At 60.0% G+C, this 24857-nt stretch carries 23 protein-coding genes and 7 pseudogenes; 15 read left to right on the top strand and 15 right to left on the bottom strand.

Annotation, left to right across the window (positions count from 1 at the left end; translation table 11 throughout):
- Positions 1-254 precede the first annotated feature (254 nt).
- On the bottom strand, positions 255-485 hold the full coding sequence (locus WDM24_RS44105) for a hypothetical protein (RefSeq protein ID WP_224944563.1): 231 nt from the start codon (positions 483-485) through the stop codon (positions 255-257).
- Positions 486-688: 203 nt separating this feature from the next.
- Complete coding sequence (locus tag WDM24_RS44110; protein ID WP_176396395.1) at positions 689-1309, bottom strand: phasin family protein; 621 nt, start codon at positions 1307-1309, stop codon at positions 689-691.
- 2987 nt (positions 1310-4296) lie between these two features.
- Here WDM24_RS44110 and WDM24_RS44120 point away from each other — a divergent pair.
- From WDM24_RS44120 to WDM24_RS44130, 3 genes and pseudogenes are all read left to right on the top strand, one after another.
- On the top strand, positions 4297-5157 hold the full coding sequence (locus WDM24_RS44120; RefSeq protein WP_338825483.1) for a tyrosine-type recombinase/integrase: 861 nt from the start codon (positions 4297-4299) through the stop codon (positions 5155-5157).
- 20 nt (positions 5158-5177) lie between these two features.
- The gene (locus tag WDM24_RS44125) at positions 5178-6404 is read left to right on the top strand and encodes an IS91 family transposase (protein ID WP_338832672.1); all 1227 of its coding nucleotides are present in this window, start codon (positions 5178-5180) and stop codon (positions 6402-6404) included.
- A 415-nt stretch (positions 6405-6819) separates the two neighbouring features.
- Positions 6820-8156 (top strand): annotated as a pseudogene (locus WDM24_RS44130) (IS701 family transposase).
- A gap of 76 nt (positions 8157-8232) precedes the next feature.
- Here WDM24_RS44130 and WDM24_RS44135 read toward each other — a convergent pair.
- Positions 8233-9567: pseudogene (locus WDM24_RS44135) on the bottom strand (IS1182 family transposase).
- A gap of 424 nt (positions 9568-9991) precedes the next feature.
- On the opposite strand from WDM24_RS44135, the gene WDM24_RS44140 reads away from it, so the two are divergent.
- The 4 genes from WDM24_RS44140 to WDM24_RS44155 all read left to right on the top strand — a co-directional run bounded on the left by WDM24_RS44140 (position 9992) and on the right by WDM24_RS44155 (position 11875).
- The gene (locus WDM24_RS44140) at positions 9992-10186 is read left to right on the top strand and encodes a cold-shock protein (RefSeq protein ID WP_371821856.1); all 195 of its coding nucleotides are present in this window, start codon (positions 9992-9994) and stop codon (positions 10184-10186) included.
- Positions 10187-10259: 73 nt separating this feature from the next.
- Positions 10260-10988 (top strand): hypothetical protein, encoded by a 729-nt coding sequence (locus WDM24_RS44145; protein ID WP_224944560.1) that lies wholly within the window; start codon positions 10260-10262, stop codon positions 10986-10988.
- A gap of 15 nt (positions 10989-11003) precedes the next feature.
- Complete coding sequence (locus tag WDM24_RS44150) at positions 11004-11672, top strand: hypothetical protein (protein WP_224944558.1); 669 nt, start codon at positions 11004-11006, stop codon at positions 11670-11672.
- Positions 11627-11875 carry a hypothetical protein gene (locus WDM24_RS44155; protein ID WP_224944555.1) on the top strand — a complete coding sequence of 83 codons (249 nt, stop codon included), beginning with the start codon at positions 11627-11629 and terminating at the stop codon, positions 11873-11875. Before WDM24_RS44150 ends, WDM24_RS44155 begins: the two co-directional genes overlap by 46 nt.
- Positions 11876-12044: 169 nt before the next feature.
- On the opposite strand, the gene WDM24_RS44160 is transcribed toward WDM24_RS44155, so the two are convergent.
- On the bottom strand, positions 12045-12266 hold the full coding sequence (locus WDM24_RS44160; RefSeq protein ID WP_176396401.1) for a hypothetical protein: 222 nt from the start codon (positions 12264-12266) through the stop codon (positions 12045-12047).
- A gap of 633 nt (positions 12267-12899) precedes the next feature.
- Between WDM24_RS44160 and tnpB (WDM24_RS44165) the strand changes: the two are divergent.
- Positions 12900-13172 (top strand): annotated as a pseudogene (gene tnpB / locus WDM24_RS44165) (IS66 family insertion sequence element accessory protein TnpB); the annotation flags it as partial.
- Here tnpB (WDM24_RS44165) and tnpC read toward each other — a convergent pair.
- The 4 genes from tnpC to WDM24_RS44185 all read right to left on the bottom strand — a co-directional run bounded on the left by tnpC (position 13148) and on the right by WDM24_RS44185 (position 15992).
- Positions 13148-14626 (bottom strand): IS66 family transposase, encoded by a 1479-nt coding sequence (gene tnpC, locus WDM24_RS44170; protein ID WP_176534836.1) that lies wholly within the window; start codon positions 14624-14626, stop codon positions 13148-13150. The pseudogene tnpB (WDM24_RS44165) and the gene tnpC overlap by 25 nt on opposite strands.
- A gap of 122 nt (positions 14627-14748) precedes the next feature.
- A complete protein-coding gene (gene tnpB / locus WDM24_RS44175) occupies positions 14749-15105 on the bottom strand; it encodes an IS66 family insertion sequence element accessory protein TnpB (protein ID WP_176529066.1) in 357 nt (118 codons plus the stop codon).
- The gene (gene tnpA / locus WDM24_RS44180; RefSeq protein WP_176396411.1) at positions 15102-15560 is read right to left on the bottom strand and encodes an IS66-like element accessory protein TnpA; all 459 of its coding nucleotides are present in this window, start codon (positions 15558-15560) and stop codon (positions 15102-15104) included. Before tnpA ends, tnpB (WDM24_RS44175) begins: the two co-directional genes overlap by 4 nt.
- A 171-nt stretch (positions 15561-15731) precedes the next feature.
- Positions 15732-15992 (bottom strand): hypothetical protein, encoded by a 261-nt coding sequence (locus tag WDM24_RS44185; RefSeq protein WP_338832674.1) that lies wholly within the window; start codon positions 15990-15992, stop codon positions 15732-15734.
- Here WDM24_RS44185 and WDM24_RS44190 point away from each other — a divergent pair.
- From WDM24_RS44190 to WDM24_RS44200, 3 genes are read left to right on the top strand one after another with little or no spacing between them, the layout of a single operon-like run.
- The gene (locus WDM24_RS44190; protein ID WP_224944552.1) at positions 15991-16305 is read left to right on the top strand and encodes a recombinase family protein; all 315 of its coding nucleotides are present in this window, start codon (positions 15991-15993) and stop codon (positions 16303-16305) included. The genes WDM24_RS44185 and WDM24_RS44190 overlap by 2 nt on opposite strands.
- Entirely contained in the window at positions 16221-16931 is a 711-nt protein-coding gene (locus WDM24_RS44195; protein ID WP_338832704.1) for a recombinase family protein, read from the top strand. Before WDM24_RS44190 ends, WDM24_RS44195 begins: the two co-directional genes overlap by 85 nt.
- Positions 16928-18082, top strand: coding sequence for a zinc ribbon domain-containing protein (locus WDM24_RS44200; RefSeq protein WP_338832675.1), 1155 nt, complete (start codon positions 16928-16930; stop codon positions 18080-18082). The genes WDM24_RS44195 and WDM24_RS44200 overlap by 4 nt, the downstream gene beginning before the upstream one ends.
- Here WDM24_RS44200 and tnpB (WDM24_RS44205) read toward each other — a convergent pair.
- The 3 genes and pseudogenes from tnpB (WDM24_RS44205) to WDM24_RS44215 form a co-directional block, all read right to left on the bottom strand.
- Entirely contained in the window at positions 18068-18262 is a 195-nt protein-coding gene (gene tnpB, locus WDM24_RS44205) for an IS66 family insertion sequence element accessory protein TnpB (protein WP_207841044.1), read from the bottom strand. The genes WDM24_RS44200 and tnpB (WDM24_RS44205) overlap by 15 nt on opposite strands.
- Positions 18259-18426, bottom strand: coding sequence for a hypothetical protein (locus tag WDM24_RS44210; RefSeq protein WP_166294297.1), 168 nt, complete (start codon positions 18424-18426; stop codon positions 18259-18261). The genes tnpB (WDM24_RS44205) and WDM24_RS44210 overlap by 4 nt, the downstream gene beginning before the upstream one ends.
- Positions 18427-18458: 32 nt before the next feature.
- Positions 18459-18722, bottom strand: a pseudogene (locus tag WDM24_RS44215) (transposase); the annotation flags it as partial.
- Between the two features lie 57 nt (positions 18723-18779).
- Here WDM24_RS44215 and WDM24_RS44220 point away from each other — a divergent pair.
- Positions 18780-18995: pseudogene (locus WDM24_RS44220) on the top strand (IS110 family transposase); the annotation flags it as partial.
- On the opposite strand, the pseudogene WDM24_RS44225 reads toward WDM24_RS44220, so the two are convergent.
- A pseudogene (locus WDM24_RS44225) lies at positions 18963-20667 on the bottom strand (recombinase family protein); the annotation flags it as partial. The pseudogenes WDM24_RS44220 and WDM24_RS44225 overlap by 33 nt on opposite strands.
- Between WDM24_RS44225 and WDM24_RS44230 the strand changes: the two are divergent.
- Positions 20651-20926: a hypothetical protein gene (locus WDM24_RS44230; protein ID WP_207841041.1), complete on the top strand. Its 276-nt coding sequence runs from the start codon at positions 20651-20653 to the stop codon at positions 20924-20926. The pseudogene WDM24_RS44225 and the gene WDM24_RS44230 overlap by 17 nt on opposite strands.
- 77 nt (positions 20927-21003) lie before the next feature.
- Here WDM24_RS44230 and WDM24_RS44630 read toward each other — a convergent pair whose 3' ends face one another.
- Positions 21004-21213: a transposase gene (locus WDM24_RS44630; protein WP_234633927.1), complete on the bottom strand. Its 210-nt coding sequence runs from the start codon at positions 21211-21213 to the stop codon at positions 21004-21006.
- A 303-nt stretch (positions 21214-21516) separates the two neighbouring features.
- Entirely contained in the window at positions 21517-21726 is a 210-nt protein-coding gene (locus tag WDM24_RS44235; RefSeq protein ID WP_338702136.1) for a transposase, read from the bottom strand.
- Positions 21727-22565: 839 nt separating this feature from the next.
- Between WDM24_RS44235 and WDM24_RS44240 the strand changes: the two genes are divergently transcribed.
- Together WDM24_RS44240 and WDM24_RS44245 are read left to right on the top strand one after the other, a co-directional pair.
- Positions 22566-23348 (top strand): hypothetical protein, encoded by a 783-nt coding sequence (locus tag WDM24_RS44240; RefSeq protein WP_338832676.1) that lies wholly within the window; start codon positions 22566-22568, stop codon positions 23346-23348.
- 16 nt (positions 23349-23364) lie between these two features.
- Complete coding sequence (locus WDM24_RS44245) at positions 23365-23574, top strand: hypothetical protein (RefSeq protein WP_176396403.1); 210 nt, start codon at positions 23365-23367, stop codon at positions 23572-23574.
- Positions 23575-23819: 245 nt separating this feature from the next.
- Here the strand turns inward: WDM24_RS44245 and WDM24_RS44250 are convergent.
- Positions 23820-24836 (bottom strand): annotated as a pseudogene (locus WDM24_RS44250) (IS256 family transposase); the annotation flags it as partial.
- Positions 24837-24857: the final 21 nt, after the last annotated feature.

Here is a 24857-nt window from a genome sequence, read left to right on the forward strand (position 1 = left end):
TTGTCTTCACCTCATTGCATAAGTATTGCGACTACTATGATGCCGATGGAGACCAGGCCCATGAAAATCACGCAGCCTAGGTACGGTAGGTCGCCGCGCACTACACAGCTCCAGACGCGAGGACGGAGCGTGCACTCCGGGGACACGATCAACCTGCACAATTCGGCCCGCTGCGTTCGACAGCCTGACACGGCAATCCGAGTCCCAACAACTACTGGCTTGCATAGGTGCATGGCCCGGACGACAACGCCGCCCTAGCGAAGCTGGGCTTCAGCAACTTTGTCGAATTCCAAAGCGAACCCTGGATATCTGCAGCATTTGGATGCCGGACTGCCTCTGACTTTGAGGTAATCCTCGACTTTAGGACCAAACCGCGGCTTTATCTGCAGCACGTAGCGAATGTCGAATAGTAACTGAGCAGAGACCTCATTGGCTCGTTCGCGCAATTGACGCACGACGACGTCCAGCTCGAAACGGGTTTCCATCGGTTTCTCGATGACAGGAGGCTGCTTGCGGCCGCAAAGCGAATGACACCTCTCCAACGCCTTCCTCCGGAACGCAGAGGCGCGCTGAGCTTGGCGGAAACTCCCGGTCCTTCCAGGATCATCCGCCGCGAAGGTACGACTTCCAGCGCAAGCCGGCCACGATCGTCGGAACCGCGATTTGCGTTACTCGCTGTTTCGCAGGATTACTGTCCCGGTCGCACGTCTGTAGAGCGTGGCAGGTTTGTCTTGGGCCCTAACCCCTGCAAACGCATTATCGTCTGCTTGGCCAATTCCCCGTGGAGCCTATGGATCTTCTGAGAGCCAGCAATGAGAGTTTCATGAGTCTGTTTCAGGAAATCGGTTTGAAGCTCAAGAGCTTCGTAAAACGATCGCGCGCCCGCCAACTTCTCGAAAAACGACTTGGTGTGTTCGAAGGATTTTTTGACATAGTCAGCATAGGTTTTTGCGATTTCTTGATAGCTGACCGGCGTTGTTTCCGCTGATACGATCCGGCCGTTCGAAGAGGTGTCAGTCGAAGAGGTGTCAGTTGACGCGAACTGCGCGCCGATCTCCTTCGGCGTGTGCTGCAATTGATCTGGCGGCGGGCCCTCTTGTTGACCCGATTTCCGCCTCTGCTGTGCAGTTTCGTCGCTCTGCCGATCCGCGTTCGGGTTGCCCTTGCCGGATTTTCGTGGTGTCTCGCTCTGGTCTGGACTCATTGCTAAATCACTCCGTGGTTTGATATCAATCAAGTTGCAAACCTCCGCCATGCTCACGCTGGCATCATGATTCCGATCGGCTCCTTGTGCGGCGATTTGCTTCATTTTAGCGGACCTCTTCTACGCTGCCGCTCGGCCGGCTCCGAAAGCGGCGCGTCATAGTACGCCTGTCCTCATTGGACATCTCGCTCCCTCGCCCGCGCATTGCCGAAATCGCTCGGTCGTCCCACAGCAATTATCAACCGGGGTTTGCTCCCACTGCGATCTGCGAGAAGTTCCTATCCCTGAGAGCACTGGGAGTAAGGTTGGCATCGGCCGGTTCTCTCCAAGACCTCCCGACTTCGATCCACCTGCTTTTTCGAGCCAGCAAGGTGTCAAGCATCCTCCTCCAGCAATGCCCCAGGTTTGGGGGACCAAGTGCGCTACTTTCGAGAGCTTCGAGATAATGCGTTCGACGGTCTGTCCGTTCTGCGCTCGCCAGATCGATTTGACTTTATGGATGAGGGGATTGTCGTTGGCGCGAACACCGTTGCTTCTGAGGGCCGAGTCAGCCACACAGACCAGCAAGAGGCCGAGACAGAACCACAGCACGCGTTTTCTTGCCATTTTCACCTGCCGCCCGGATCCATCTGTTCTCTCTGTGAGGCACTAATCCTACGCGGATCACAAACACGCTGTTACGCAGCATTGAAAGTTAGCAGCGACGTGACAAGACGCCCGTCGGTATCGGCCGAGCAGACGCCGTCCTTGGCTTATGTCACGCGCCGCTAACCTCACTGGCCAGCCACGGCCTCAACTTGCGATGGTAGCCATGCCTGAGGGAGGGTGCCCTCGGCACGTCGAGGGTCAGCATTCTTCGTGCCAGGCAATAGTCGACAGTTCGTACCGTATTTGTGTTGGCTTTGTCTGCTTTGCGACTTACTCAGGTTGTGGTCCTTGCACTCAGGCCTGGCCGCGGCGGCGTCATGTTGACCTTATCCTCTCCGCAATCATCGACCCGTGCAAGCGACTCTTTCGCTGCAGCTCAGACATGGATGAAATCCCTTTGGCGCCGTCATCGACACTGTTTCAGTCGGCGCCGTTGCCGCAAGGCCGACGCGATCGAAGCCCGCACCAGCGAGGCACACCTTTTCTATCGCCATTGAGCATTCACTGCGCAATCTTCGTTGGCACACCCTTTGCTCGTCAAGAAATAGCAATAGTGGTCTTTGTGGAGGCCAAAGCTCCCTAATCAGTTGCTGCGGTCGAAAAGACAAGGTCGATTCGACGGCGGTGCTGAGCGCTGAGCGGGCGGATGCTTTGGCGCAGTTCGTCACACTTTCCAGATTGAGATGTGCTTGAGCTTATATCGAGAAGAAGTATCGGGTGAATTAAGACGTCGAGAACGAAGCCATTGTGATTGACAGCGCACCAGAGCCAATGTTGTCCGCCCGCGATCGAGAGCGCGCTGGCGGACGCGGTCAGAGAGCACGTTGCCGAATTTCCGTCCCCAGCGGCGCGTGGTTTCATAGCTAACCTCCAATGCCACGCGGCGACACTTTGTCGGGGAACGCATTCCCAGGCTCTCTGACGCGATTATATCGGACTCTAATCCCGCACAACCTTGACGCAAAAATGGCGACCAAAAGTAGCGCGCTGGCAAGCGCCCTACGCGCTGCGCAGGATTCTGTCTCGTTCACCGTTTCCCGCTTCTTCGCGATGTACTCGGCGATCTCGGCAAGATCTTCGCGCCCGGACATGTAGGCAGGGACCATGTCCTGCAGATGCGCCAGGATTCGGAAGAAGGTCGGACTGACGCAGGAGGGATTTGCCCTGCGCTTCTCTGTAAAGCTGGCCGATCCTGCGAGATCGGCAGCAAGGGCAATATGCTCCTGATCAGACCGAGCGCGCCTATTTGACGATTATCGACCGTGATCCGGTCGCGGTGGAGCGCCCGCTCCCGCAAGAGTGTGAAGCCGCCTGAGTGGCAGGCACAGCGGCCGACTCAGACACCCGGCAAACCATACATCCGAGCCTGCCGGCTATTTTTCGTTGACGGTCGAAGTGTGGCCATCGAGGCCGATCGCCGCGTGCTCGGCCTTCACGGCATAGCGCCAAACCAAATCGCAAGCGCGAAGACGACCAAGAGGGAGACAGCGATGATCGCTTCACGGGCCGACATTCGCTTCATGGGCGTACGCCTCTCCGCGGGGATCAAAGTCCCGGCAGGTTGCACACCCCCGCCGAGGGTTGCAACCTACCGAAAGCGGTAGACCGAGCGGACATGGCCCGCGCGGCCCAGCTAATGCTCAAATGAAAAAGGGCTTATACTGTTACTTCACCTTACCGCCTCTCGGCTCAATGTGTCGCAGCACGGATGCTCCGAGTTCCTGGGTTTGCTTGTTCGATAGCTTGCTCGGCGTGGCCGTCGCAACGCCTGCAAGGCGCTTGATCTTCGATGAAGTGATTGGGTGTACGGTCTTGAAGGGCGAGGTAGACGGTGGCTTTTTGGCCATCTGGCATTCTCCGACTGGGTTGAACGAATCGTCAGAGTATACCTTCTCGCGAGCACAATCGGCAGTCATCCCGCAGCGGCCTGCAACGACCGGGACCGGAAAAAGCCAATATGGCGTCGGCAACTCTACTGCCAGCATGCTGGGTCGGAAGACGCGTTGCTCACTCTCGCACCCAACCCTCGGCTTGCCCGCGCCCTCGACTGTCACATATTGCGGGACGTTGTTGACCGCACCGAGACACTCACCGGCTGTGCAATCGAGCGCGCTTATTACGAAGCGGGTGACCCAAGGCGTGGCTGAGTGCAAGCGAGCCTTGGCCCTGGATCACAATCTGGCTGATGCTCACGAGATGATGGGCATCGCGAAATCCTGTATGGGTTGCAGCGCCGGTACCGAGTCGCACGTCAACGAAGCATTCACAATCGATCCGTCATTGAAGGGACCTAGTATATTAGCGGTCGGCAGATTGCTCGCAAGCAGCCACAAATTGATTGAACGAAGCCGCTGCCGCGGCGTAGGGGGCAAGGTGGCATAGATCGCCTCCTGGCTGAGAGGATGTGGGTGTTGGAGCCCACCCCCTCAGACAGGAGTATCGAGATGGCCGATTTGAGCCCTCTTCGCCGCCGCATGATCGAAGACATGACCGTCCGCAATCTGTCGCCGGCGACGCAAAGATCCTACATCAGCGCGGTTTCGAAGTTCAGCCGCTATTTTGGCCGATCGCCTGACCGGTTAGAGCTGGAAGACGTCCGCGCCTTCCAGGTGCATTTGGTCTCGACCGGCATCTCATGGCCGGCGCTGAACCAGATCGTCTGTGCGCTACGGTTTTTCTACGGCGTCACGCTCGGCGAGGCGCTCATCCCAGAGCGCATTCCCTATGCGCGAGAACCGCGCAAGCTGCCGGTCGTTCTCAGCGCCGACGAAGTGGTTCAGTTTCTTGAAGCGGTATCGAGCCTGAAGAGCCGCGCCGCGCTCACCACCGCCTATGCGGCCGGGCTCAGGGCCTCGGAGGTTGCGGGACTGCGGATCGAAGACATCGACAGCGCCCGCGGCGTCATCCAGGTGCGCCACGGCAAGGGCGCGAAGGATCGCAACGTGATGCTGTCGCCCCAGCTGCTGGGCATCCTGCGCACCTACTGGCGGCTCGCCCGGCCGCGGCTTTATCTGTTCCCTGGTCGTGACGAAGATCATCCGATCGATCAGACCGTGCTGCATGCCGCCTGCCGGTCGGCGGTGAAGGCTGCGGGCCTGACCAAGCGCGTCACGCTGCACACGCTGCGCCACAGCTTCGCGACACATCTTCTCGAGAACGGAACCGATATCCGGATCATCCAGGGCTTGCTCGGGCACAATAATTTGTCGTCGACAGCGCGCTACACGCAGGTCGCCACCGATACGATCCGAGCGACGCAGAGCCCGCTCGATCGCCTGTCGCTGGAGGTGACGCCACCTGGATGACCCGCAGCGGGATGCGGGTCATGACCCGCTCCGACATCCGCTCCAACAGGCCCGCCATCGAGATTGCCGATATTCTGTGCGGGCATGGCGACGCCTATCGCCGTGTACATGCCGGTCATCTGGGGCGGGTCGAGCGGCGCGTGATGAGCGCGATCGTTGCGTGCCGGACCGAGGCGCTCGGCGGCCACATGCAGGCTTGCGACGACTGCGGCACGACACGCGTTGCCTATAATTCCTGCCGCAATCGGCACTGTCCGAAGTGTCAGGGGAGAGCCCGAGCCGCGTGGCTCGCCGCGCGTCAAGCCGACCTGCTTCCGGTTCCCTATTTCCACGTCGTCTTTACACTTCCCGCACCGATCGCCGCGATCGCTTTCCAGAACAAGGCCGTCGTCTATGCCATCCTGTTCAAGGCTGCCGCCGAGGCGATGACGACGCTCGCCGCCAATCCACGCCGGCTCGGCGGTGCGATCGGCGGCGTCGCCGTCCTCCACACCTGGGGACAGACGCTGATGCATCATCCCCACGTCCATTGCGTCGTTCCGGGTGGCGGCCTCTCGCCCGATGGCGCGCGCTGGACCGCTTGCCGACCGAACTTCTTCCTGGCCGTCAAACCGTTGTCCAGACTATTTCGCACACTTTTTCTCAAACGTCTGTCGGCAGCCTTCAACTCCGGTGCCTTGCGTTTCTTCGGCGATCTCGGAGCTCTGGCCGAGCCGGCTGCCTTTGCGGCCCACCTCGACGCCATGCGACGCATCAACTGGGTTGTTTACGCCAAGCGGCCCTTCGGCGGACCCGCACAGGTCCTGGCCTATCTCGGCCGCTACACCCATCGCGTCGCGATCGCCAACAGCCGGCTCGTCGCACTCGACGACGATCATGTCGCCTTCTCATGGAAGGACTATCGCCAAAACAGCGCGACAAAGATCATGAATCTCAAGCCCGATGAGTTCATTCGCCGTTTCCTGCTTCATACGCTGCCTGACGGCTTCCACCGCATCCGCCACTTCGGCTTCATGGCCAACCGCCATCGCGCTGCCAAGCTCGCCCTTTGCCGCGAACTTCTCGATCATGAGCGAACAGCCCCAAACGATGGCCAGCCGTCGCCTGTGGATTCGGAGGCTCAAACCTGGGCCGAGGTTCCTGCCGGTCCCGATTGTGGTGGCGTCATGCGCATCATTGAGCGCTTTCGACATAGCTTCAGACGCCCCAGCCCTCGAACATCACCGTTCCGATGCGACACATCGTGAGCCAAGTCATGTCGTGCACGACGATCATCATTCGTCATTTCGCTCCCAGCGTCTCGATCATCGCGGACGATGTCGAATCCGTGCTGTCACACTGCGCGACAACAACCGTCCGATGCAGCAAAAGGCCTATCGCGATCTCAGGCGAAGCGCGTCTGATCTCAACTCTTCCAGGATGCGCACTCCTGTGTCTCTGCCTCACGCGCCGAGCCAGCAGATCGGGCATGGCGATCTCGAACAATCCCCATAGCTGCAAAACCGCGAATAGCCTCCCGCGCCTTCGTTCAATCCGGCTTCAATGAGGTCGCGTCATAAGCGCCTGCCGCGCCCTCGCGTGAGCGCGACCTCACAGAACCCTCCAGATTCCCGAATCGGATTTTCAATGATTCATGGGCGGTCGGCTTTTGGAGGGCCGACCATGGTGAACACGACGCCGAAGTGGGAAGACGAGCTTGGACGCTGGCTCAAGCCATTCCTGGATCGCTTGGGTCACAGGGCTCGGCGAAGGATGTGTCCGCTTTATATCTCGGGACTGATTGGACCAGGCGATCGCACGAGCATCCAGCGGATGGCGGCGCGTCTGGCACCGGGTGACTATAACCAGTTGCACCACTTCATCGCTGATGGCGTCTGGGATGCGACGCCATTGGAGTCGGAATTGCTGGTTTAGGCCGATCGCCTGGTCGGCGGCAAAGATGCGGTGCTGGTCATCGACGACACCGCGATGCCGAAGAAGGGCGATCGTTCGGATGGTGTCGCTCCGCAATATGCCTCGTCTCTCGGCAAGACGGCCAATTGCCAAACATTGGTGTCGCTGACGCTTGCGCGGGGTGAAGTGCCGGTCATGGTGGCATGACGTCTCTTCGTTCCCGAGAGTTGGACGAGTAATCCGGTGCGTTTGAACCGCGCCGGTGTTCCAGTCGAGCATCGCGTAGCGCGAACCAAGCCAGAGATCGCGTTGGCCGAGATTGATCGCGTGATCGCAGCCGGTGTTCGCTTTGGCTGTGTGCTGGCAGATGCTGGATACGGTCTCAGCGCGCCGTTCCGTCAGGGGCTCACGACACGCGGCCTGGCCTGGGCCGTCGGTATCCCTCGTCACCAGAAGGTTTATCCGGTCCGGGTTAAACTGATCTGGCCGGTCGCCGGTCGAGGTCGTCCCCGCAAGCGGCACATTCCCGATGTATTGTCGACGGCGGCCGAAGACATGCTGGCCAATGCCAAGTGGCAAAATGTGAGTTGGCGAAACGGGACCAAGGGGAGGTTGGAAGCTCGCTTCGCCGCGGTTCGCGTGCGGACCGCGGATGGACCTCCGCAGCGGATCAAGGACATGGGCCAGCAGCATCTTCCGGGAGACGAAGCGTGGCTCATCGGTGAACACAGGGCGTCGGGAGAGACGAAGTATTATCTCGCCAATCTGCCGACCAAAACGGACCTGCGCACGTTAGCTGCCACGATCAAAGCCCGATGGAGTGGCGAACAGGCCCATCAGCAGTTGAAAGAGGAACTGGGGCTCGATCACTTCGAGGGACGGTCCTGGCAAGGCCTCCATCGTCATGCTCTTATGACCATGATCGCTTACGCATTCCTCCAGTATCGCCGTCTCGCACAAGCGGGGCGGAAACAAAGAATCAGCGGTCCTCCGCCTCAACCGAGCCTGCCGGCCGTGCGCCAAACCATCGTCGAACTCATCGTTCGACCACGACCTCAGCGATGCCCGTACTGCAGAAGACAAATAGGCGAAAAGCAACGGCGTGAATAAATCTGCCAAAGTAGTGCTAGGAGCCCGTCCAGATATGTTTTCGTGACGGGCATTTGTTGTAGAGTAGCAGGCTCAGGCTGCGTTTGCGAGGTTGAACAGCTTGAGGAGGTTATGGACGGTGCAGATCATTGTCCACTCGGCGCGCACTTTCTCGATGCCCCGCAACAGGAACTGGCGGAAGCCTCTTGCCTGTTTGATCTGTCCGAACACCGGCTCCACCACTGCTTTCGCAATCGGTAGGGTGTTTCGAAGCCGCCATCGTCGATCTTCTTTCGCATGGCCTGTGTCAGCGGGCCGCCGACTTTTCCGTTCGCTACTGTCGGGTGCTTGGCGCGTCCGGGCGCGACATAGCCATCGATGCTGCGTGTGTCGAGCGCTTCGAGATTGGCTTCGCTGCAGTAGCCGAAATCCGCTGAGGCCTGCCGCGGCTTGCGGCCAAGATTGCTCTCGATGGCCTCGATCAGGGGCACCAACTGGCCCTGATCGCTGCCGTGCTGGGTCAGTTCTTGCGCGACAATGATCTGGGCATGTGCATCGACGGGCCGCCTGGGCATTATAGGCCTGAACGAAGCTATCCTTCGACTTCATGATGCGGCTTTCCGGATCGGTGAAGTTGCGTTGCGCCTTGGGATTGGGTTCCTCCGATGGCAGCGCCGCCGGTTTGCCCGGCTTCTTGCGGCCTTCGGCCTGGCGCTGCTGTTCCTTTTCGGCCTCGATGCGGTGCTCTTGCTCCGCCGCCAGTTTGGCGTCCGCTTCCAGCGCCGCCATCGCTTGCTGGATCTTCGCCAGCAGTTTCTGCTTGTCGACGGTCCAGTCCGGCAGTTCGTCGCTGTTGCCGAAAGTCTCATCCTCCGAGGCATCCGCCGCCTCGGCGGCCGCCAGCATGCGAGCGACCTCGGCCTTCAATTCCGCCTCGCGCTTCTTCATGCGCTCATAACTCATCGCCTTGTGTTTCGACGCGTTCGCCTTGATCTTCGTACCATCCAGCGCGACATGACCGAGCTTGACCAGCCCGGCCGTCTCGCACAACTTCAGAACCTGCACGAATAGCGCGCCGAGCGCCTTCAAATGTCGCTTGCGAAAGTCGCTGATCGTCCGAAAATCCGGCGCATCCAGCGCCACGATCATCACAAAATCGTTCCGCTCCCGGCAGGCCTTGGCAATCCGACGCGACGAATACAGCCCACTCGCATAGCTATGCAGCAGCAGCGCCACCATCATCCGCGGATCAAACGGCGGCTGCCCAAGCCCGCTCACATAGCTGCCCATGATCTCCCTGAGATCGAGGCTCTCCCGCACCAGATCAACCATAAACCGCGAGACATGGCCTTTCGGCACGAAGTCCTGCACATTCGGCGGCAGAAGCAGCGTCTGATCGACGTTCCAAGGCCGAAAATACTTGCTCATCGCCCAATGTTGAATCAGACCCGACCAGATTTGAACAGCGACTATCCAGACAAGCTCCTAGCTAGGAGCCTTGCTCATCTCACGCATACGTGCGGCGAGTTGTCGTACTTCGTATGCAATGTCGAGCTCGCGACATCGTTGGCGGGCGCCGAACAAGTGTTGGCTTGCTTTCAGACAGAAAGCATCCACCGTGCGTGCCCCTTGCGCCGTGCGTCAAGTTTACTGCGCCTGCGCGGACCGTCAGGTGATTGGCTCGGTTTTTGCTGCACTACTTGCCAACAGCCTGCAGTTCCTCTGCTTTGTCGGATTGTCCACTGAAGCTCACTCATCTCAATAGAGACTCCGGTCAACAGCACTCCGAGCCGCCAACTGAGGCGGCTTAGCTTCGAGGGGAAGGAAGTTGAGATCAAGGCAATCAGGAATAGTGACGAAGTGGGTCGCCGATCGCGGCTTTGGGTTCATCAAGCCCGACTCAGGGGGCGACGATGTCTTCCTGCATATTAAAGCGCTGCCACTCGGCTCGGAGCCTCAGGAAGGCACGCGCGTAACCTACGATGTCACCAATGACGCCCGCAGCGGTAGGTCGCGGGCGGTCAACGTGCACACACGGTCGCAGTGAGATAGCAAAAACACGCTGATGCACAACTAGTCCCCAGCTGGAAGTTTATGATTTAAAAACCAAGAAAATCGCAATGACGGCCACAGCCGTTGCAGTTCACGCGTTACTCGCCACGCCCGGCCAGGCCATTGAAACCTACGATATCAGGGATTCGAACGGTGTGCCGTTCATGCGGGTGCGGATATTCGGTACCGGCGACGGCCCTTACTGTTGCGGTGAAACTAGGAAGCCTGAGGCTTCACTGCGCAATCTGTCGCGAGGGGAAATAGATCAATCACTGGCGGCAATTCGGGATTGGGCTGAAATCATCAAGGTCGTACATGGTCAATCGCCGGCCAGTGTCAATATCGGCGGGTTTCTCGATAACAACGCACATGCCTCTATCCATACGTCCAGCGATATACAGGGTGCCGGCACCAAGGTGCAGGCGGCACTCACCGGTCAGGATCCGGGCAAACCGATCTATGGGGCGCATGGCATGATAACAATCGGCGAGATGGGTGTTTCATCCGAGGCATGTATCCCATCGCAATTGTCGATGACGCCGCAGGCGAATCTGACAGCCGTTGTGTTTCACGAGGGCGCACATCAGCTCGGTATCGGCAGTAGTATTTTCGCCTATTTTGCACACTCACCGTATTTCCCTGACGCGATAAATGCTTGGACGAGCCATTTGTACGATGACAATGGCAAGCAGGCTAAGCCGGGACAGGCGATTTATTGTTCCGGCTGCGCGAACTCGCCAGCTGACGAGGTTTTGATCTGTGGCACGATCAAGGCTATTTCGCCGGGAAGCATGTGAATGAAGTGCTAGCCGGTGGCCATGCCCGGCATTCCGGTGCGAGCGATGAGGGAGAATGGTCAGCCGGATATACCGTTCGCGTCGCATACCGAGCATAAGAACAGTTTGATGAGCCACCAGAGATACCGGAACTACACCTATCTGATGGAGGCGGAGATCGCAACGTTGCAGGATCTCGGCTACATCATCGATCAGCGCAATTTCTTCAGTTACTCCATCTACGGCAACGGCCAGACTCTGGTGAATGATGACCCCTTCTTCGCCCGTAACGCTGACGGCACCGCCTATCTCGCGAATACCTACAACACGGCCACGCTCGGACTAGGATTGCACGTTTATGGCAGTAGCAACACCGTGGTTCAGCGCGCCGACCTGCTTTCAGGCGGAGCCGGGGGCTCTGGCATCCGTGTCGATGGCGGAAACAATTCGATAACAATCCTGCCCGGGACCCGTGTCTATGCGGACGGCGCCTATGCGCGCGGCGTCATGTTCGCCTATGGCAAGGATCACACATTCACCCAGCGTGGCAACGTGCAGGCTCTCGGCGAGGCAAGTTTCGACTTTGGCAACAACCCGCTGGCAATAACTTCGAATATCGTGGCTTGTATATTCGCACGATGGACAGCAAGCCGGCCCCGATGCTCGACGAAATCCACGGTCCGATCGTCAGCACGTTCGACCTGACCGGACGTCTGGCTGGCAGTTATGCAGCGATGTACATGTCAGAGAATGGTTATGCGAGCCAGATCAATGTGATGCATGGTGCGGCGCTGTCAGGGACATTTCAGGAGCAGAGCCAAATAATCAGGAACGCCATCGGGAGGCCGGCACCCAACGCGCCGCCGATCGTCAACGCAAACGCCGAAATCAAATTTGCATCGGCCTGAGGCTCACGCCCAGACACGCCGTTACTCCACGAGACCCCACGGGCATCGCGTTCAGCGCTGGCAGGTGAGCGAACCAGTGCTTTGGCAGCATCAACACGCGACGCTTTCTCAGCTCGCCACTGGTAGTCGTCAGCTAGGGCTTTAAGCTGACCCGCAATCGCTCGGTCGGTCATGGTTTGGGCAGCGCGGAGCAAAGTCTATGCGGTTTGTAAGTATTCCTTGCCTCGTTGTAAGCTGAAGCTCCCGCCCACGCTAGGTATTCCGCGCCCGCATCTGTCAGATAAACTTGGCCATCCAAGCCAATCACCGCATAGCCTACCGCCAGCGCGCTCCACATCGGCCCCCAGGACAAGGAGATCATCTCGAACAGCAATCCGGTGAAAATGGTCATGCGACGCGGCTCTCCTTGTGTCTGGAACATCACAGAGCCCTCGCGCGGTTCTCAGGCGCCTGGTCTAAGGCGATGTGGCGCCAGGGTAGCCAACCGCGGTCACTTGCCCGGCGCGTTCTGAAGCGATCGAAACACTACTTGGAACAAATGGGGCGCCATGAGTAGTACCGGACGAGACCACACGTGCCATCACAACCTGCGCATCGCGCGGCTCTACCAGATCCAAGATTATCGGAGCAATTGGGCATTGTAGTCTCCTCTTGGTATTATCGTCCCTGTTCGTCGATCGTCCGTTTTCACCTCCTACTTCATGAGCCTGTCCGCTTTTCCAACGCTGCAGCCTAGGACGATTGCGATCAGAGACTCAATTGAACGTAGGTAATCGTCGGGCATCCAAGGGGGCCACGGAACGATACGAAGGTTTACGGCGCGCGCCCTTAAAACCGACCATTTCCGCAATGGGGCGTAAGCGCCACGCTGAGCCGCTCAGGCAGCGTGAGCTATGCGGGAACCTGGGTGATGACGGAATGAGAGCTTGCGCGCCACCTCGGACACCTGGGCACCAGGTAATCGCGCGGCCGGTGCCGATCTGAAGATTTACATCGCGACGCGGCCGATCGACTCCGCTGTGGCCACGATGGGCTTGCGGCGAAGGTGCGGGAGATGCTTCGTCTCGACCCGTTCAGCGGCGCAGCCTTCGTGTTCCGATCGAAACGAGCCCAACGCCCGACATTCTGCATACAGTCTTCGAAGCGCGACAATTGCATATCCGTGGCTTCCCCGTTTTGGACGAACGCTTCAAGTCGCACCGTTCCGACGCGGCAAGGATTTGAAGTGCATCTACACGGAGGAACGCCGTGGGTTTATTGTAAGCGTCGTTCTCAGGCCACAGCTTTGAGGTCTTGACGACAATAGGCCCACGGAAGCAGCTGATCGATGTCGCTGTTTGGATGGCCGTTGACGATCCTGGTGAGGGCGTCGGTCAGGTAAGCGAGCGGATCGACGTCGTTCAGCTTACAGGTTTCGACCAGGGAGGCGATGGTGGCCCAGTGCTCGGCGCCGCCGTCGGAGCCTGCGAACAGCGCATTTTTCCGGTTCAGCGTGATCGGACGGATCGAGCGCTCGACGACGTTGTTGTCGAGCTCGATGCGGCCGTCATTGATGAAGCGTGTCAGGCCCTCCCAGCGTGAGAGCGCATAGCGAATGGCGTCGGCCAACTTGCCCTTTTGGCTGATCAACGCGAGCTTTGCGCGGAGCCATCGCTCGAAGGCTTCCGCCAGCGGCCGGATTTTCTGCTGCCGAACGAGACGGCGCTCCTCGGCGCCGCGACCACGGATGTCCCTTTCGATGGCGTAGAACTCGGCGATATGCTTGAGCGCCTCGCTGGCAATGGGCGCGGGACCGGGTGTGGCAAGTTCGTAGAAGTTACGTCGCATGTGCGACCAGCAGAATGCAAGTTGGACATCGCCACGCTCGGCGAGCTTGCCATAGCCGGCATAGCCATCGACCTGCAGGATCCCTTCGAAGCCTGCGAGATGGGCGATCGGCCGATCGGCTTTGCGATCGGGGGCATAGACATAGGCAACGCCCGGCGGATCGGCACCGCCCCACGGCCGGTCGTCCGCTGCATAGGCCCAGAGCTGACCGGTCTTGGTGCGTCCGCGGCCGGGATCGAGCACCGGCATCGTCGTCTCGTCGGCGAACAGCTTTGGCCGTTGCCTGAGCTTGCCGAGCAGACGGTCATGCAGCGGACGCAGGTGGAAGGCAGCTTGTCCTACCCAGTCCGCCAGCGTCGAACGATCGAGCTCAATGCCCTGGCGGGCGTAAATCTGCGCCTGCCGGTAGAGCGGCAGGTGATCGGCATATTTGGAGACCAGGACGTGGGCGACGGTGGCCTCGGTCGGCAATCCGCCCTCGATCAGCCTAATCGGGGCCGGCGCCTGCATGACCCCGTCCTCGCAAGCCCGGCAGGCGTATTTGGGACGCCTGGTCACGAGGATCCGGAACTGCGCCGGGACCAGGTCCAGCCGCTCGCTTCTATCCTCGCCGATCCGGTGCAACTCGCCCTGGCAACAGGGACAGGTCTTGCCCTCGATGTCGACGACGACCTCGATCCGCGGCAGGTGCATCGGCAAGGCGCCACGGTTGCCGCGGCGCGTGCGAGCCCGCGCCTCACGGCCTTCAGGTGCGCTCACGTCCTGTGCCGTCTCGTTGTATGCGGCAACCTGCTCGACGTCTTCCAAGCCCAGCAGCATCTGATCTTCAGGCAGCGTCTCTGCCCGCCGGCCAAACCGATGCCGCTGCAATTCCTTGATGATCTGACGCAGCCGTTCGCTCTCGCATCGTTCGGCAAGCAGCATCGCTTTCAGCGTCTCGGGATCGTCAGGCAGGGCGTCGCTCACACCCAATTCAGAGCATATTCGCCGCCATCTGGCGACGCGTCCGACGCTCCTGATTCATTTCGCCGCAGCGCTGCCAACAGCTATCCGGCCTGCGTTGGCGTCGACGTCTCCCGCGCCTCATGCACAAGCCGCCAGTCGAGCCCTTCCAGCAGCGCCGACAATTGCGCCGCCGACAGGCGCATCACGCCGTCCTCGATCTTCGGCCAGCGGAAGATCCCATCCTCGAGCCTCTTGGCGAACAGGCACAGACCCGTTCCGTCCCAGAACACCAGCTTGATCCGATCCGCCCGCTTGGCCCGGAACACATAGACAGCTCCCGAGAATGGATCTGCCCGCATGCTCTCGCGCACCAGGGTCGCGAGCCCTTCCATCCCCTTACGGAAGTCCACCGGCTTGGTCGCCACCATCACCCGGACCGCACCCGACGGACCGATCACCGGCTCGCCTTCAGCGCCTGGACAATCGACGCAACCATCGTCGTATCCGCACCACGACCGGCCCGGATCATGATGCCGTCGACTTCGATCTCGATAATCCCGGCATCGCAACGGCGAGCCCGGGTATCCGCTTTGGCCTTGCAGCGCACCGCTTTGCGCTCCCGGTCAACAGCGGGCGCCGGCACCGCGGCATCCACCACCGCCGGCACAAACTGTACTTCTTCTATTGCGGAATGACCGCCTGCTGCTTCTCGCAACTGACGTCGCCAGCCAAACAACTGCTGCGGTGACAATCCATGCCGTCGGGCTACCGAACAGACCGAGTCGCCGCTCGCCACGATCTCCGCAACGATCCGCGCCTTGTCCCCATCGCTCCACTTCCGCCGACGGCCGGCTCCGGTGAAGACTTCAAGCCGCCGCACCGGCTCCGTGATAGCACTATGCTCTGTGTCCATTCTAAGCCTAACGGTCCAAACCGAACCGCAGACTCGCAGATCACCCCGTCATCCGGAAGGTGGCCGCTGAACAGCGCTTACGGTTTATTCGTGAGGTACCCAACTGGATGTTCGACAAAAGCTATTGCTCCGGCATGGCGCTTGGACCGCCGTGGGTCAGTATTGAGGGGCTCAACGAATTTGCTGCTGTTCTGAAGCTTCTGGGCGCGACTCAGGCGTCGGGCGCACAATCCCGTCCTTCTTTGAAGAGGGAGAAAGGACGTGCGGAGAAAAAGCCAATATCGCGAGCCGATGCAACTGGGTCTGGATCTGCGTCTTCGGATTCCCCAGAACCCGCTGGGCGCCAATCCCAAAGGTCTGATCGAGGCGCTCGCCGATCTGTTGCTGGAAGCGGCTGGCGTCGAACCCGCTCAGATGTCGGGAGGTGACCATGAGTGTCAAGATCACACGTGATCACCTCGACCGCGCCGCCGTCGTCTATGTTCGCCAATCGACAATGTCCCAAGTTATGGGGAATCTCGAAAGCCAGCGGCGGCAATATGACTTGGCGCAGGCCGCGGAAACCGCCGGATTTAAGTCGGTGGCGGTAATTGACGATGATCTTGGCCGCTCAGGCTCTGGCAGCACTCAAAACGGCCCGGATTTGAGCGGCTTGTGGCGATGGTTTGTTCGGGTAACGTCGGTGCCGTTTATTGCATTGAGGCGTCGCGGCTGGCGCGCAATGGACGCGACTGGCATCACTTGATCGACCTATGCGCCCTCGCGGGCGCGTTGGTCATTGATCCCGACGGCGCCTATGATCCGCGGCTTGTCAACGACCGCCTGCTTCTCGGACTGAAGGGAACGATGTCGGAGTATGAGCTGAGCCTGCTTCGCCAACGTGGAATCGCCGCTCGGGACTCTAAGGCCAAGCGCGGCGAGTACCGCTTCATGCTTCCACCTGGATTTTGTTGGAGTGAACTCGGCAAGATCGAAATGGATCCCGACGAACATGTGGCGGGATTGGTTCGACTCGTCTTCACGAAGTTCCGCGAGCTCGGTAGCGCCCGGCAGGTCTTTCTTTGGCTGCGTGCTGCCGACATCAAAATGCCTGTGGTTCTAAAAAACGTTCAAATCTACAAGCTCAGCTGGAAGGCGCCGGCCTATCACACGGTGATGCAGATCCTGCACAATCCGCTCTATGCTGGCGCCTATGCGTTTGGCCGAATCGCCCAGAAGACACGGATCGTGGACGGTCGCGCCCGCAAGGTCAGCGGGTTCAAAAAGCCGCGGGAGGAATGGAATGTTCTCTGCGCGACAATCATCCCGGCTATGTCAGCTGGCAGGAGTATGAGGACAATCAGAGGCTGCTGCTGGAAAACGCCCACATGAAGAAGAACTGCTCGCGAAAATCGGCGCGCGGGGGACGCGCACTTCTGACCGGATTGATGCGGTGCGGCCATTGCGGGCGGATGATGCGTGTGTTCTACGGCCAGGCCAAGGGGAATGCCCATCGTTATCAATGCCGCGGCGATGACGCCCATGTCGGCGCTGGCCTATGTATCGGCATCGGCGGGGTGCGGGTCGATCGTGCGGTCGCGCTGCAAATCCTTGAGGCCGTCTCCGATCGGGCTGTTGAAGCAGCGATATTGGCGTCCGACCAGGTTGAGCGCTCAAGACAAGAGATCATCACGGCCGTCGAACGGGAGCTTGAAGTCGTACGCTACGAAGCGTCTCTTGCGGCACGCCGATACGAGCTTGTGGATCCGGCCAAGCGCCACGTTGCCCGCGAACTCGAGGCGCGCTGGAATGGCGCATTGGAGCGGGTTGCCGAGCTTGAAGGTCGTATAAAGGAGCTGCGCACCGCATCGGCGGAAAGTCCCAAGATCGACCGCGCCCTGCTTCTGCAACTTGCGCATGATCTTCCGCGGGTTTGGAATGCACCGTCCACGGACACGCGCACCAAGCAGCGGCTGGTTCACATTGTGGTCCGAGAGATTGTTTGCGATCTCGATGAGGACACCAACGAGGCCGTTCTGCTCATCCACTGGACCGGCGGCCGGCACACGGAGGTTCGCGTTGCTCGCGTTAAGACGGGCCGATATCCGGGCGACATGGCACCGACTGCCGTTGACGCACTTCGTAAACTCGCTGGTCATTGGCCTGATCGAGAGCTCGCCGTGTCGCTCAATCGGATGCGCTGCAAGACCGGCGACGGCGAGACCTGGACGACTGTTCGCGTGCGGGAAATGCGCGAACGCCTGGGCTTGCCGGAATACGACCCCGCATCGTCCGACGGCAAAATGATCAGCCTTGCGAAGGCTGCGGCACACTTTGGATTTTGCGTCGGATCAGCAAAGAGCTTGGTGCTGAAGGACATCTTGCCGGCCACACAAGCAATCAAGGGCCCGCAATGGTTGGTTCCTGTCGACGCGCTGAGCTCGGAAACAGTACGTATAGCGGTGCAGCGCGTGATCGAGCGTCGGCCGGGAAACTACATTGATTATCAATATGATAGAATGATCCGCCTACCCGGCATCTGACAAAGGGACGTACAATGAAACGAGCTGTCGGCGCTTGGAGCGGAAGACATAAAGTCCGCCGTCGAACGGATCGGCTCCAAAGGCCTCGCTCACCAGCATCGCCAGCGAGTCCATGCCGCGGCGGAAATCGACCGGCTGCGTCGCAATCCAGATCGACAACCCAGCTCGAAGCCCGATCATCGACCAACCGTCCCGACCGCCGCCAGCACCTCGCACAGTGCCTCCCGGTCCACTGTCCCCCTGACACGGATGCGAATCGCGCCGACCTCGATCTCGATCGCCGCCTGCTCCTCACTCGGGCGCCCACAGCCGGTGATCGCGACCGGCACAAAGCCAGGTGGCATGCCTCTGTCCCCGCGCTCGCGACCTGCGCCCGCGTAGCCTGGCGACGCCAGAGAAACAACAGGCTTGGACTGATGTCGTGTCGCCGCGCCACTGCGGACACGCTTGCACCCGGCGCAAAACTCTTCGCAACAATCGCCGCCTTCGCATCGGTCGACCAGCGCCGACGTCGGCCCGTCCCGGTGATGATCTCGACACGCTGCAGCGTGTCGGCGCCGTGTTCGAGGATAGGCATATGCCTATCCTTATCGCTATCCTTACGACTATCCTTTGACATTGTGACCTCGCGACAAACCATTCCGCGAGATCTTCCTAGCCGACCAGATCAACCCTCAGCGCGTGGTCTCCGCATGACGCTCACGTTGAGACGCTGCGGATCCACCGGCAGCAGGTGAGCGCCTTCATGCTCAAGCATGGCCGCAGCTACCCCCGCAAAAAGGGCTGGACGATGCGCTATTTGCGTTGGCTCCAGGAACAACAGTTCGACCACCCCGCACATCAGATCGCGCTACAAGAAATGGTCGAAGCAGTTCGCGTCGCCAGGGACCGGGTCGACCGGCTCGACGGCAGTGGGCGCCATGTCGCCCGGATATCGGCCCGTCTTAACGCGAGCAACGCGAACCTCCGTGTGCCGGCCGCCGGTCCAGTGGATGAGCAGAACGGCCTCGTTGGTGTCCTCATCGAGATCGCAAACAATCTCTCGGACCACAATGTGAACCAGCCGCTGCTTGGTGCGCGTGTCCGTGGACGGTGCATTCCAAACCCGCGGAAGATCATGCGCAAGTTGCAGAAGCAGGGCGCGGTCGATCTTGGGACTTTCCGCCGATGCGGTGCGCAGCTCCTTTATACGACCTTCAAGCTCGGCAACCCGCTCCAATGCGCCATTCCAGCGCGCCTCGAGTTCGCGGGCAACGTGGCGCTTGGCCGGATCCACAAGCTCGTATCGGCGTGCCGCAAGAGACGCTTCGTAGCGTACGACTTCAAGCTCCCGTTCGACGGCCGTGATGATCTCTTGTCTTGAGCGCTCAACCTGGTCGGACGCCAATATCGCTGCTTCAACAGCCCGATCGGAGACGGCCTCAAGGATTTGCAGCGCGACCGCACGATCGACCCGCACCCCGCCGATGCCGATACATAGGCCAGCGCCGACATGGGCGTCATCGCCGCGGCATTGATAACGATGGGCATTCCCCTTGGCCTGGCCGTAGAACACACGCATCATCCGCCCGCAATGGCCGCACCGCATCAATCCGGTCAGAAGTGCGCGTCCCCCGCGCGCCGATTTTCGCGAGCAGTTCTTCTTCATGTGGGCGTTTTCCAGCAGCAGCCTCTGATTGTCCTCATACTCCTGCCAGCTGACATAGCCGGGATGATTGTCGCGCAGAGAACATTCCATTCCTCCCGCGGCTTTTTGAACCCGCTGACCTTGCGGGCGCGACCGTCCACGATCCGTGTCTTCTGGGCGATTCGGCCAAACGCATAGGCGCCAGCATAGAGCGGATTGTGCAGGATCTGCATCACCGTGTGATAGGCCGGCGCCTTCCAGCTGAGCTTGTAGATTTGAACGTTTTTTAGAACCACAGGCATTTTGATGTCGGCAGCACGCAGCCAAAGAAAGACCTGCCGGGCGCTACCGAGCTCGCGGAACTTCGTGAAGACGAGTCGAACCAATCCCGCCACATGTTCGTCGGGATCCATTTCGATCTTGCCGAGTTCACTCCAACAAAATCCAGGTGGAAGCATGAAGCGGTACTCGCCGCGCTTGGCCTTAGAGTCCCGAGCGGCGATTCCACGTTGGCGAAGCAGGCTCAGCTCATACTCCGACATCGTTCCCTTCAGTCCGAGAAGCAGGCGGTCGTTGACAAGCCGCGGATCATAGGCGCCGTCGGGATCAATGACCAACGCGCCCGCGAGGGCGCATAGGTCGATCAAGTGATGCCAGTCGCGTCCATTGCGCGCCAGCCGCGACGCCTCAATGCAATAAACGGCACCGACGTTACCCGAACAAACCATCGCCACAAGCCGCTCAAATCCGGGCCGTTTTGAGTGCTGCCAGAGCCTGAGCGGCCAAGATCATCGTCAATTACCGCCACCGACTTAAATCCGGCGGTTTCCGCGGCCTGCGCCAAGTCATATTGCCGCCGCTGGCTTTCGAGATTCCCCATAACTTGGGACATTGTCGATTGGCGAACATAGACGACGGCGGCGCGGTCGAGGTGATCACGTGTGATCTTGACACTCATGGTCACCTCCCGACATCTGAGCGGGTTCGACGCCAGCCGCTTCCAGCAACAGATCGGCGAGCGCCTCGATCAGACCTTTGGGATTGGCGCCCAGCGGGTTCTGGGGAATCCGAAGACGCAGATCCAGACCCAGTTGCATCGGCTCGCGATATTGGCTTTTTCTCCGCACGTCCTTTCTCCCTCTTCAAAGAAGGACGGGATTGTGCGCCCGACGCCTGAGTCGCGCCCAGAAGCTTCAGAACAGCAGCAAATTCGTTGAGCCCCTCAATACTGACCCACGGCGGTCCAAGCGCCATGCCGGAGCAATAGCTTTTGTCGAACATCCAGTTGGGTACCTCACGAATAAACCCACGGCGTTCCTCCGTGTAGATGCACTTCAAATCCTTGCCGCGTCGGAACGGTGCGACTTGAAGCGTTCGTCCAAAACGGGGAAGCCACGGATATGCAATTGTCGCGCTTCGAAGACTGTATGCAGAATGTCGGGCGTTGGGCTCGTTTCGATCGGAACACGAAGGCTGCGCCGCTGAACGGGTCGAGACGAAGCATCTCCCGCACCTTCGCCGCAAGCCCATCGTGGCCACAGCGGAGTCGATCGGCCGCGTCGCGATGTAAATCTTCAGATCGGCACCGGCCGCGATCATCGTGACGCTCGCACTGCGCGGATCACCCGGGACAGCTGCTCGCCATCTATGGCTGTGTCCGTCGCAGCACGACATCGCCGATCGCGATCTCAAGCTTGATCGCCGGAACCTGACGCTCCTCCAACGCGCTTTCCACGACCAGCGGTGCGAATGTCGACTGCGATGCCTCGCACGGCGCCAACATGCCTCGCTGTCGAAAGCAGCGTCGCTAATCGTAAATATGCCAGCGCGTCGCTCCGTGCTTGCGCGCCACCTCGGACACCTGGGCACCGGGTAACAGACTCTCGGCGACGATCCGAGCTCTCTCGGCTTCCGAACGCATGCGGCGCCCCGATAGTCCTTCAAGAACCTCCAGCCGGCTCACCGACCCCGCCGATGAGCCGCCCAAATGGACGTCCTTTTTGCTGTCCAATCCCATCCAAACCTCCGTTCCAAGTTCCAAGCCGGAGGCTTCTTCGCACATTCATTCTAACTCTGAAGCCAGGGTATCGGCTTCGCGCTTACGAACGAGATCAGACGTGCCGCGTTAATGACGACGAGGGCGCGAAGTAATCGGACTGATCTCGTCATCGTTGCACGACGAGAAGCTCGCCGGGGTTCACGCCAAGTCTTTGCAACTGCTCCTCTTCGATCAGGCAGTTGAGAATTGCAGCCTTTGCGTCGCATTCCGCGATGGTCATCTTCACCACTTCCGCCGGACGGCGACCGCCACCACGTAAGTTATGTGCCTGAATTCTTCGTCATCGTCGCGGTCTTCGTTGAAGACAGCTGCTGCCGTCACTATCCAACCAACCATCCATCTTGTTGCGCTCCGTGTGCCGCGGGCCTTGAACTGCCGAACCCCTGAAGATCCGGAGGCATCGGACAAGGCGGCTCTACACGAGGGTCGGCCGCCTCATTGGATGAATATTGCGACCGCTAAGGCGATCTGGTCCTATCAAAATGACGCATGCGATCAACGGAAAGTCGCCACGCACTACACAGTTCCAGCACTTCACGGGGCGTCCGCTGCGAGGCGCGGCACACCTACTTGTCTGCATAGGTGCCAACCTGACGGCGAAGCCATTAGACGTTAGCACGCTCAACCTGCGGAATATCTCGTTGACGCATCGCGGGGAGAAGGTCCGTCCTCCCGCAACCAAATCCCAATACGGATCGGGCTGGAAGCCAGCTATTCAATTGAACCACCGTTTGGTGCAGCATCCTTAGATTGCGTTACTGGTACGGATAATGGCACCTCTCAACAGACGAGCGAGCATGAAGTTCCGAGTGCCCGAGGTTGTTATAGGTTGCTTGCTCACGGTCGCCGCTTTCGCGGTGGGAATGGTCTTCATGCCGTCTGCGAGAGCAGGCGAACCCTTGCTCAGTTGGTTCACCAAGGATGCGAGTGGCATTTTCACTTCGGTGCAAGTCGTTGTCGCGACAGTCCAAGCGGCACTCTTCTTCTATCAGCTTCGTGTGATCAAGCTCAGTTTGGATGACGCCAAGGTCGCATCTGAGGCGGCCACTCGGCAAGCTCGTGTTGCCGAAGACGCCCTCGCCAAGATCGAGCGCCCTTATGGCTTCGTCTTCAATGTGAGCTCTCTCAAAATCGTACGTTGGGAGGATTGGGAAAACGGGACCGAGGGTGTGAGGTTGTCCGTCACCTACTCGGTCGCAAACTATGGGAAGCTCCCTGCCGTCATCGAAGCTATGCAAGTAAGCCTGAGCGTGCACGCAGAGCCGCCAGCTCCGGTCAACTACGACCACAACCATCCCCCTGCGATCTCTGCTGTCCTCGTGCCTGGCGAGCCCCGCAACGATCTGGATGAGGGGCTTGCGTGGAATGATGTGGAGCTTGATGACTACGAAGGTGCCCCCCCCCCCCCCCCCCCCCCCCCCCCGGATTTCGGCGGCATGCGTCTGTTCTTCTGGGGCTTCATTCGGTATCGCGGCACGTTCACAAGCGGACACACCACCCGAGCGTGCTGGCGATACGATGAGCGAACACGCCGGTTCGTCGAGTTTAACGGTGGCCGCGAGTACAACAGTCAAACCTGAGGAGTAAGGAAGCGGGATGGCAAAACATGGTTCGATCATTGAAGAGTTGGAGCGAGAGCGAGCGAACATTGATCAGCTTTGGGCAGGTCTTGGAGGTCGCCAAGTCCGTGTCCATGCGGTGGGTGGCTCCGAGGCCGTTGTCACAACCGAATATGTGGACGGCCTCAAGCAAGCCTCGAACGCGCTCAACAAAGCAATTACGGCCCTAAGGAACATGGATATCTGAAGGCGATAGATTCACGATGTGCCGGCCCTCCATCACCTATGATGTGCCGATCAGCATCCTCTACGGGCTTGGCGCGATAGCTACGCGCAACCACCACGGCTTGAGCTGATTGGGGGTACGAGCCCAGACGACCGCGCCGCGTGAAGGTCGAACTGTTGACAATCGATGCGAACGTCCGGAAATTCGGCGTGCGTTGCGCGCTGCGTGTCCCCCGAACATCGGCGCGCATGGCGCTTGTCTCGTGGACGAAGCTCCTTCGGCAGCTTCAACCGGACGACAGTCAGGATTTCGTCGAGGCCTTCGAGGATGCTGGCCGCTACGCCGGGCCATTGCTTGTCGAGTCGACGCGCGAGATTGCGGATCAATTTTTCAGCCTTGTCGGCGTCATCGAGCTGCCAGGCCTGGCGCAGCACCCGACGGGTGGCCGCATGATGCTCTTTCGGCAGGCGTTCCATGATGTTGCGTGCCTTGTGGATCTGGCAGCGCTGGATCGCAGCGGCCGAATCGAGGGTGCGGCGGATCGCCTTCGACAACGCTTTCGCGCCGTCGGCGATGAACAGTCTTGGCACCGTCGGGTCGAGCCCGCGCGAGACCAGGTTGTCCAGCAGGGCCTGAACCGTTGCGGCATTCTCGGTCGCCCCTTCCACCAGCGCCAGCGGATGCTTGCTGCCTTCGCCGTCAACTCCGATTGCGGCGACCAGCACGAGATCGTCGCCGAGATGCAGCCCGTCGATTTGGACCACCAGAAGGTCGAGCGTGGACAGATCGGCAGCCATGAAGTCAGCCAGCCGCGCCGCCGACAGCGCTACGAACCTCCGCGAGGCCGCCGACTTCGAAACCCCCGATCCGGGCGGTACCGGCACGTCACCTTCGGGCAGCCGGACGGCGCGGCTGAACCGGCGCGTCGACACATTGATCCGCATCAGGTTCATCGCCCCGCGACCGAGCCAATCCTCCTGCGCCGCCGTTTCCCAGCTCGGGATCGTGACCTCGCCGCCATCCACGCCCCGGACCCGCGGGCGCTCGACCTCGATCTTGCCGCCGTGGAAGCCGATCCGTCCCCGCGTTCGGCCCAAGGTGCGTCCGCCGCGCCGCCTCGCGATCGTGGCGCGGCCCGCCACAACATCCGCCTCCATCATCGTGCCGAGCGCCTCGATCCCTGCCGCAAGGCAGAACCGATCGAAGCTCGCCCGTACTTCTGCAAACGCTTCGTCCACCGCCCCGGTCGCCGGCCAACCAGCCGGTGTGATATCTCTCGTCATGGCGCTGCTCTCCTTTATGTG

The organism is Bradyrhizobium sp. 27S5, from assembly GCF_037217225.1.
Classification (GTDB): Bacteria; Pseudomonadota; Alphaproteobacteria; order Rhizobiales; family Xanthobacteraceae; genus Bradyrhizobium; species Bradyrhizobium septentrionale.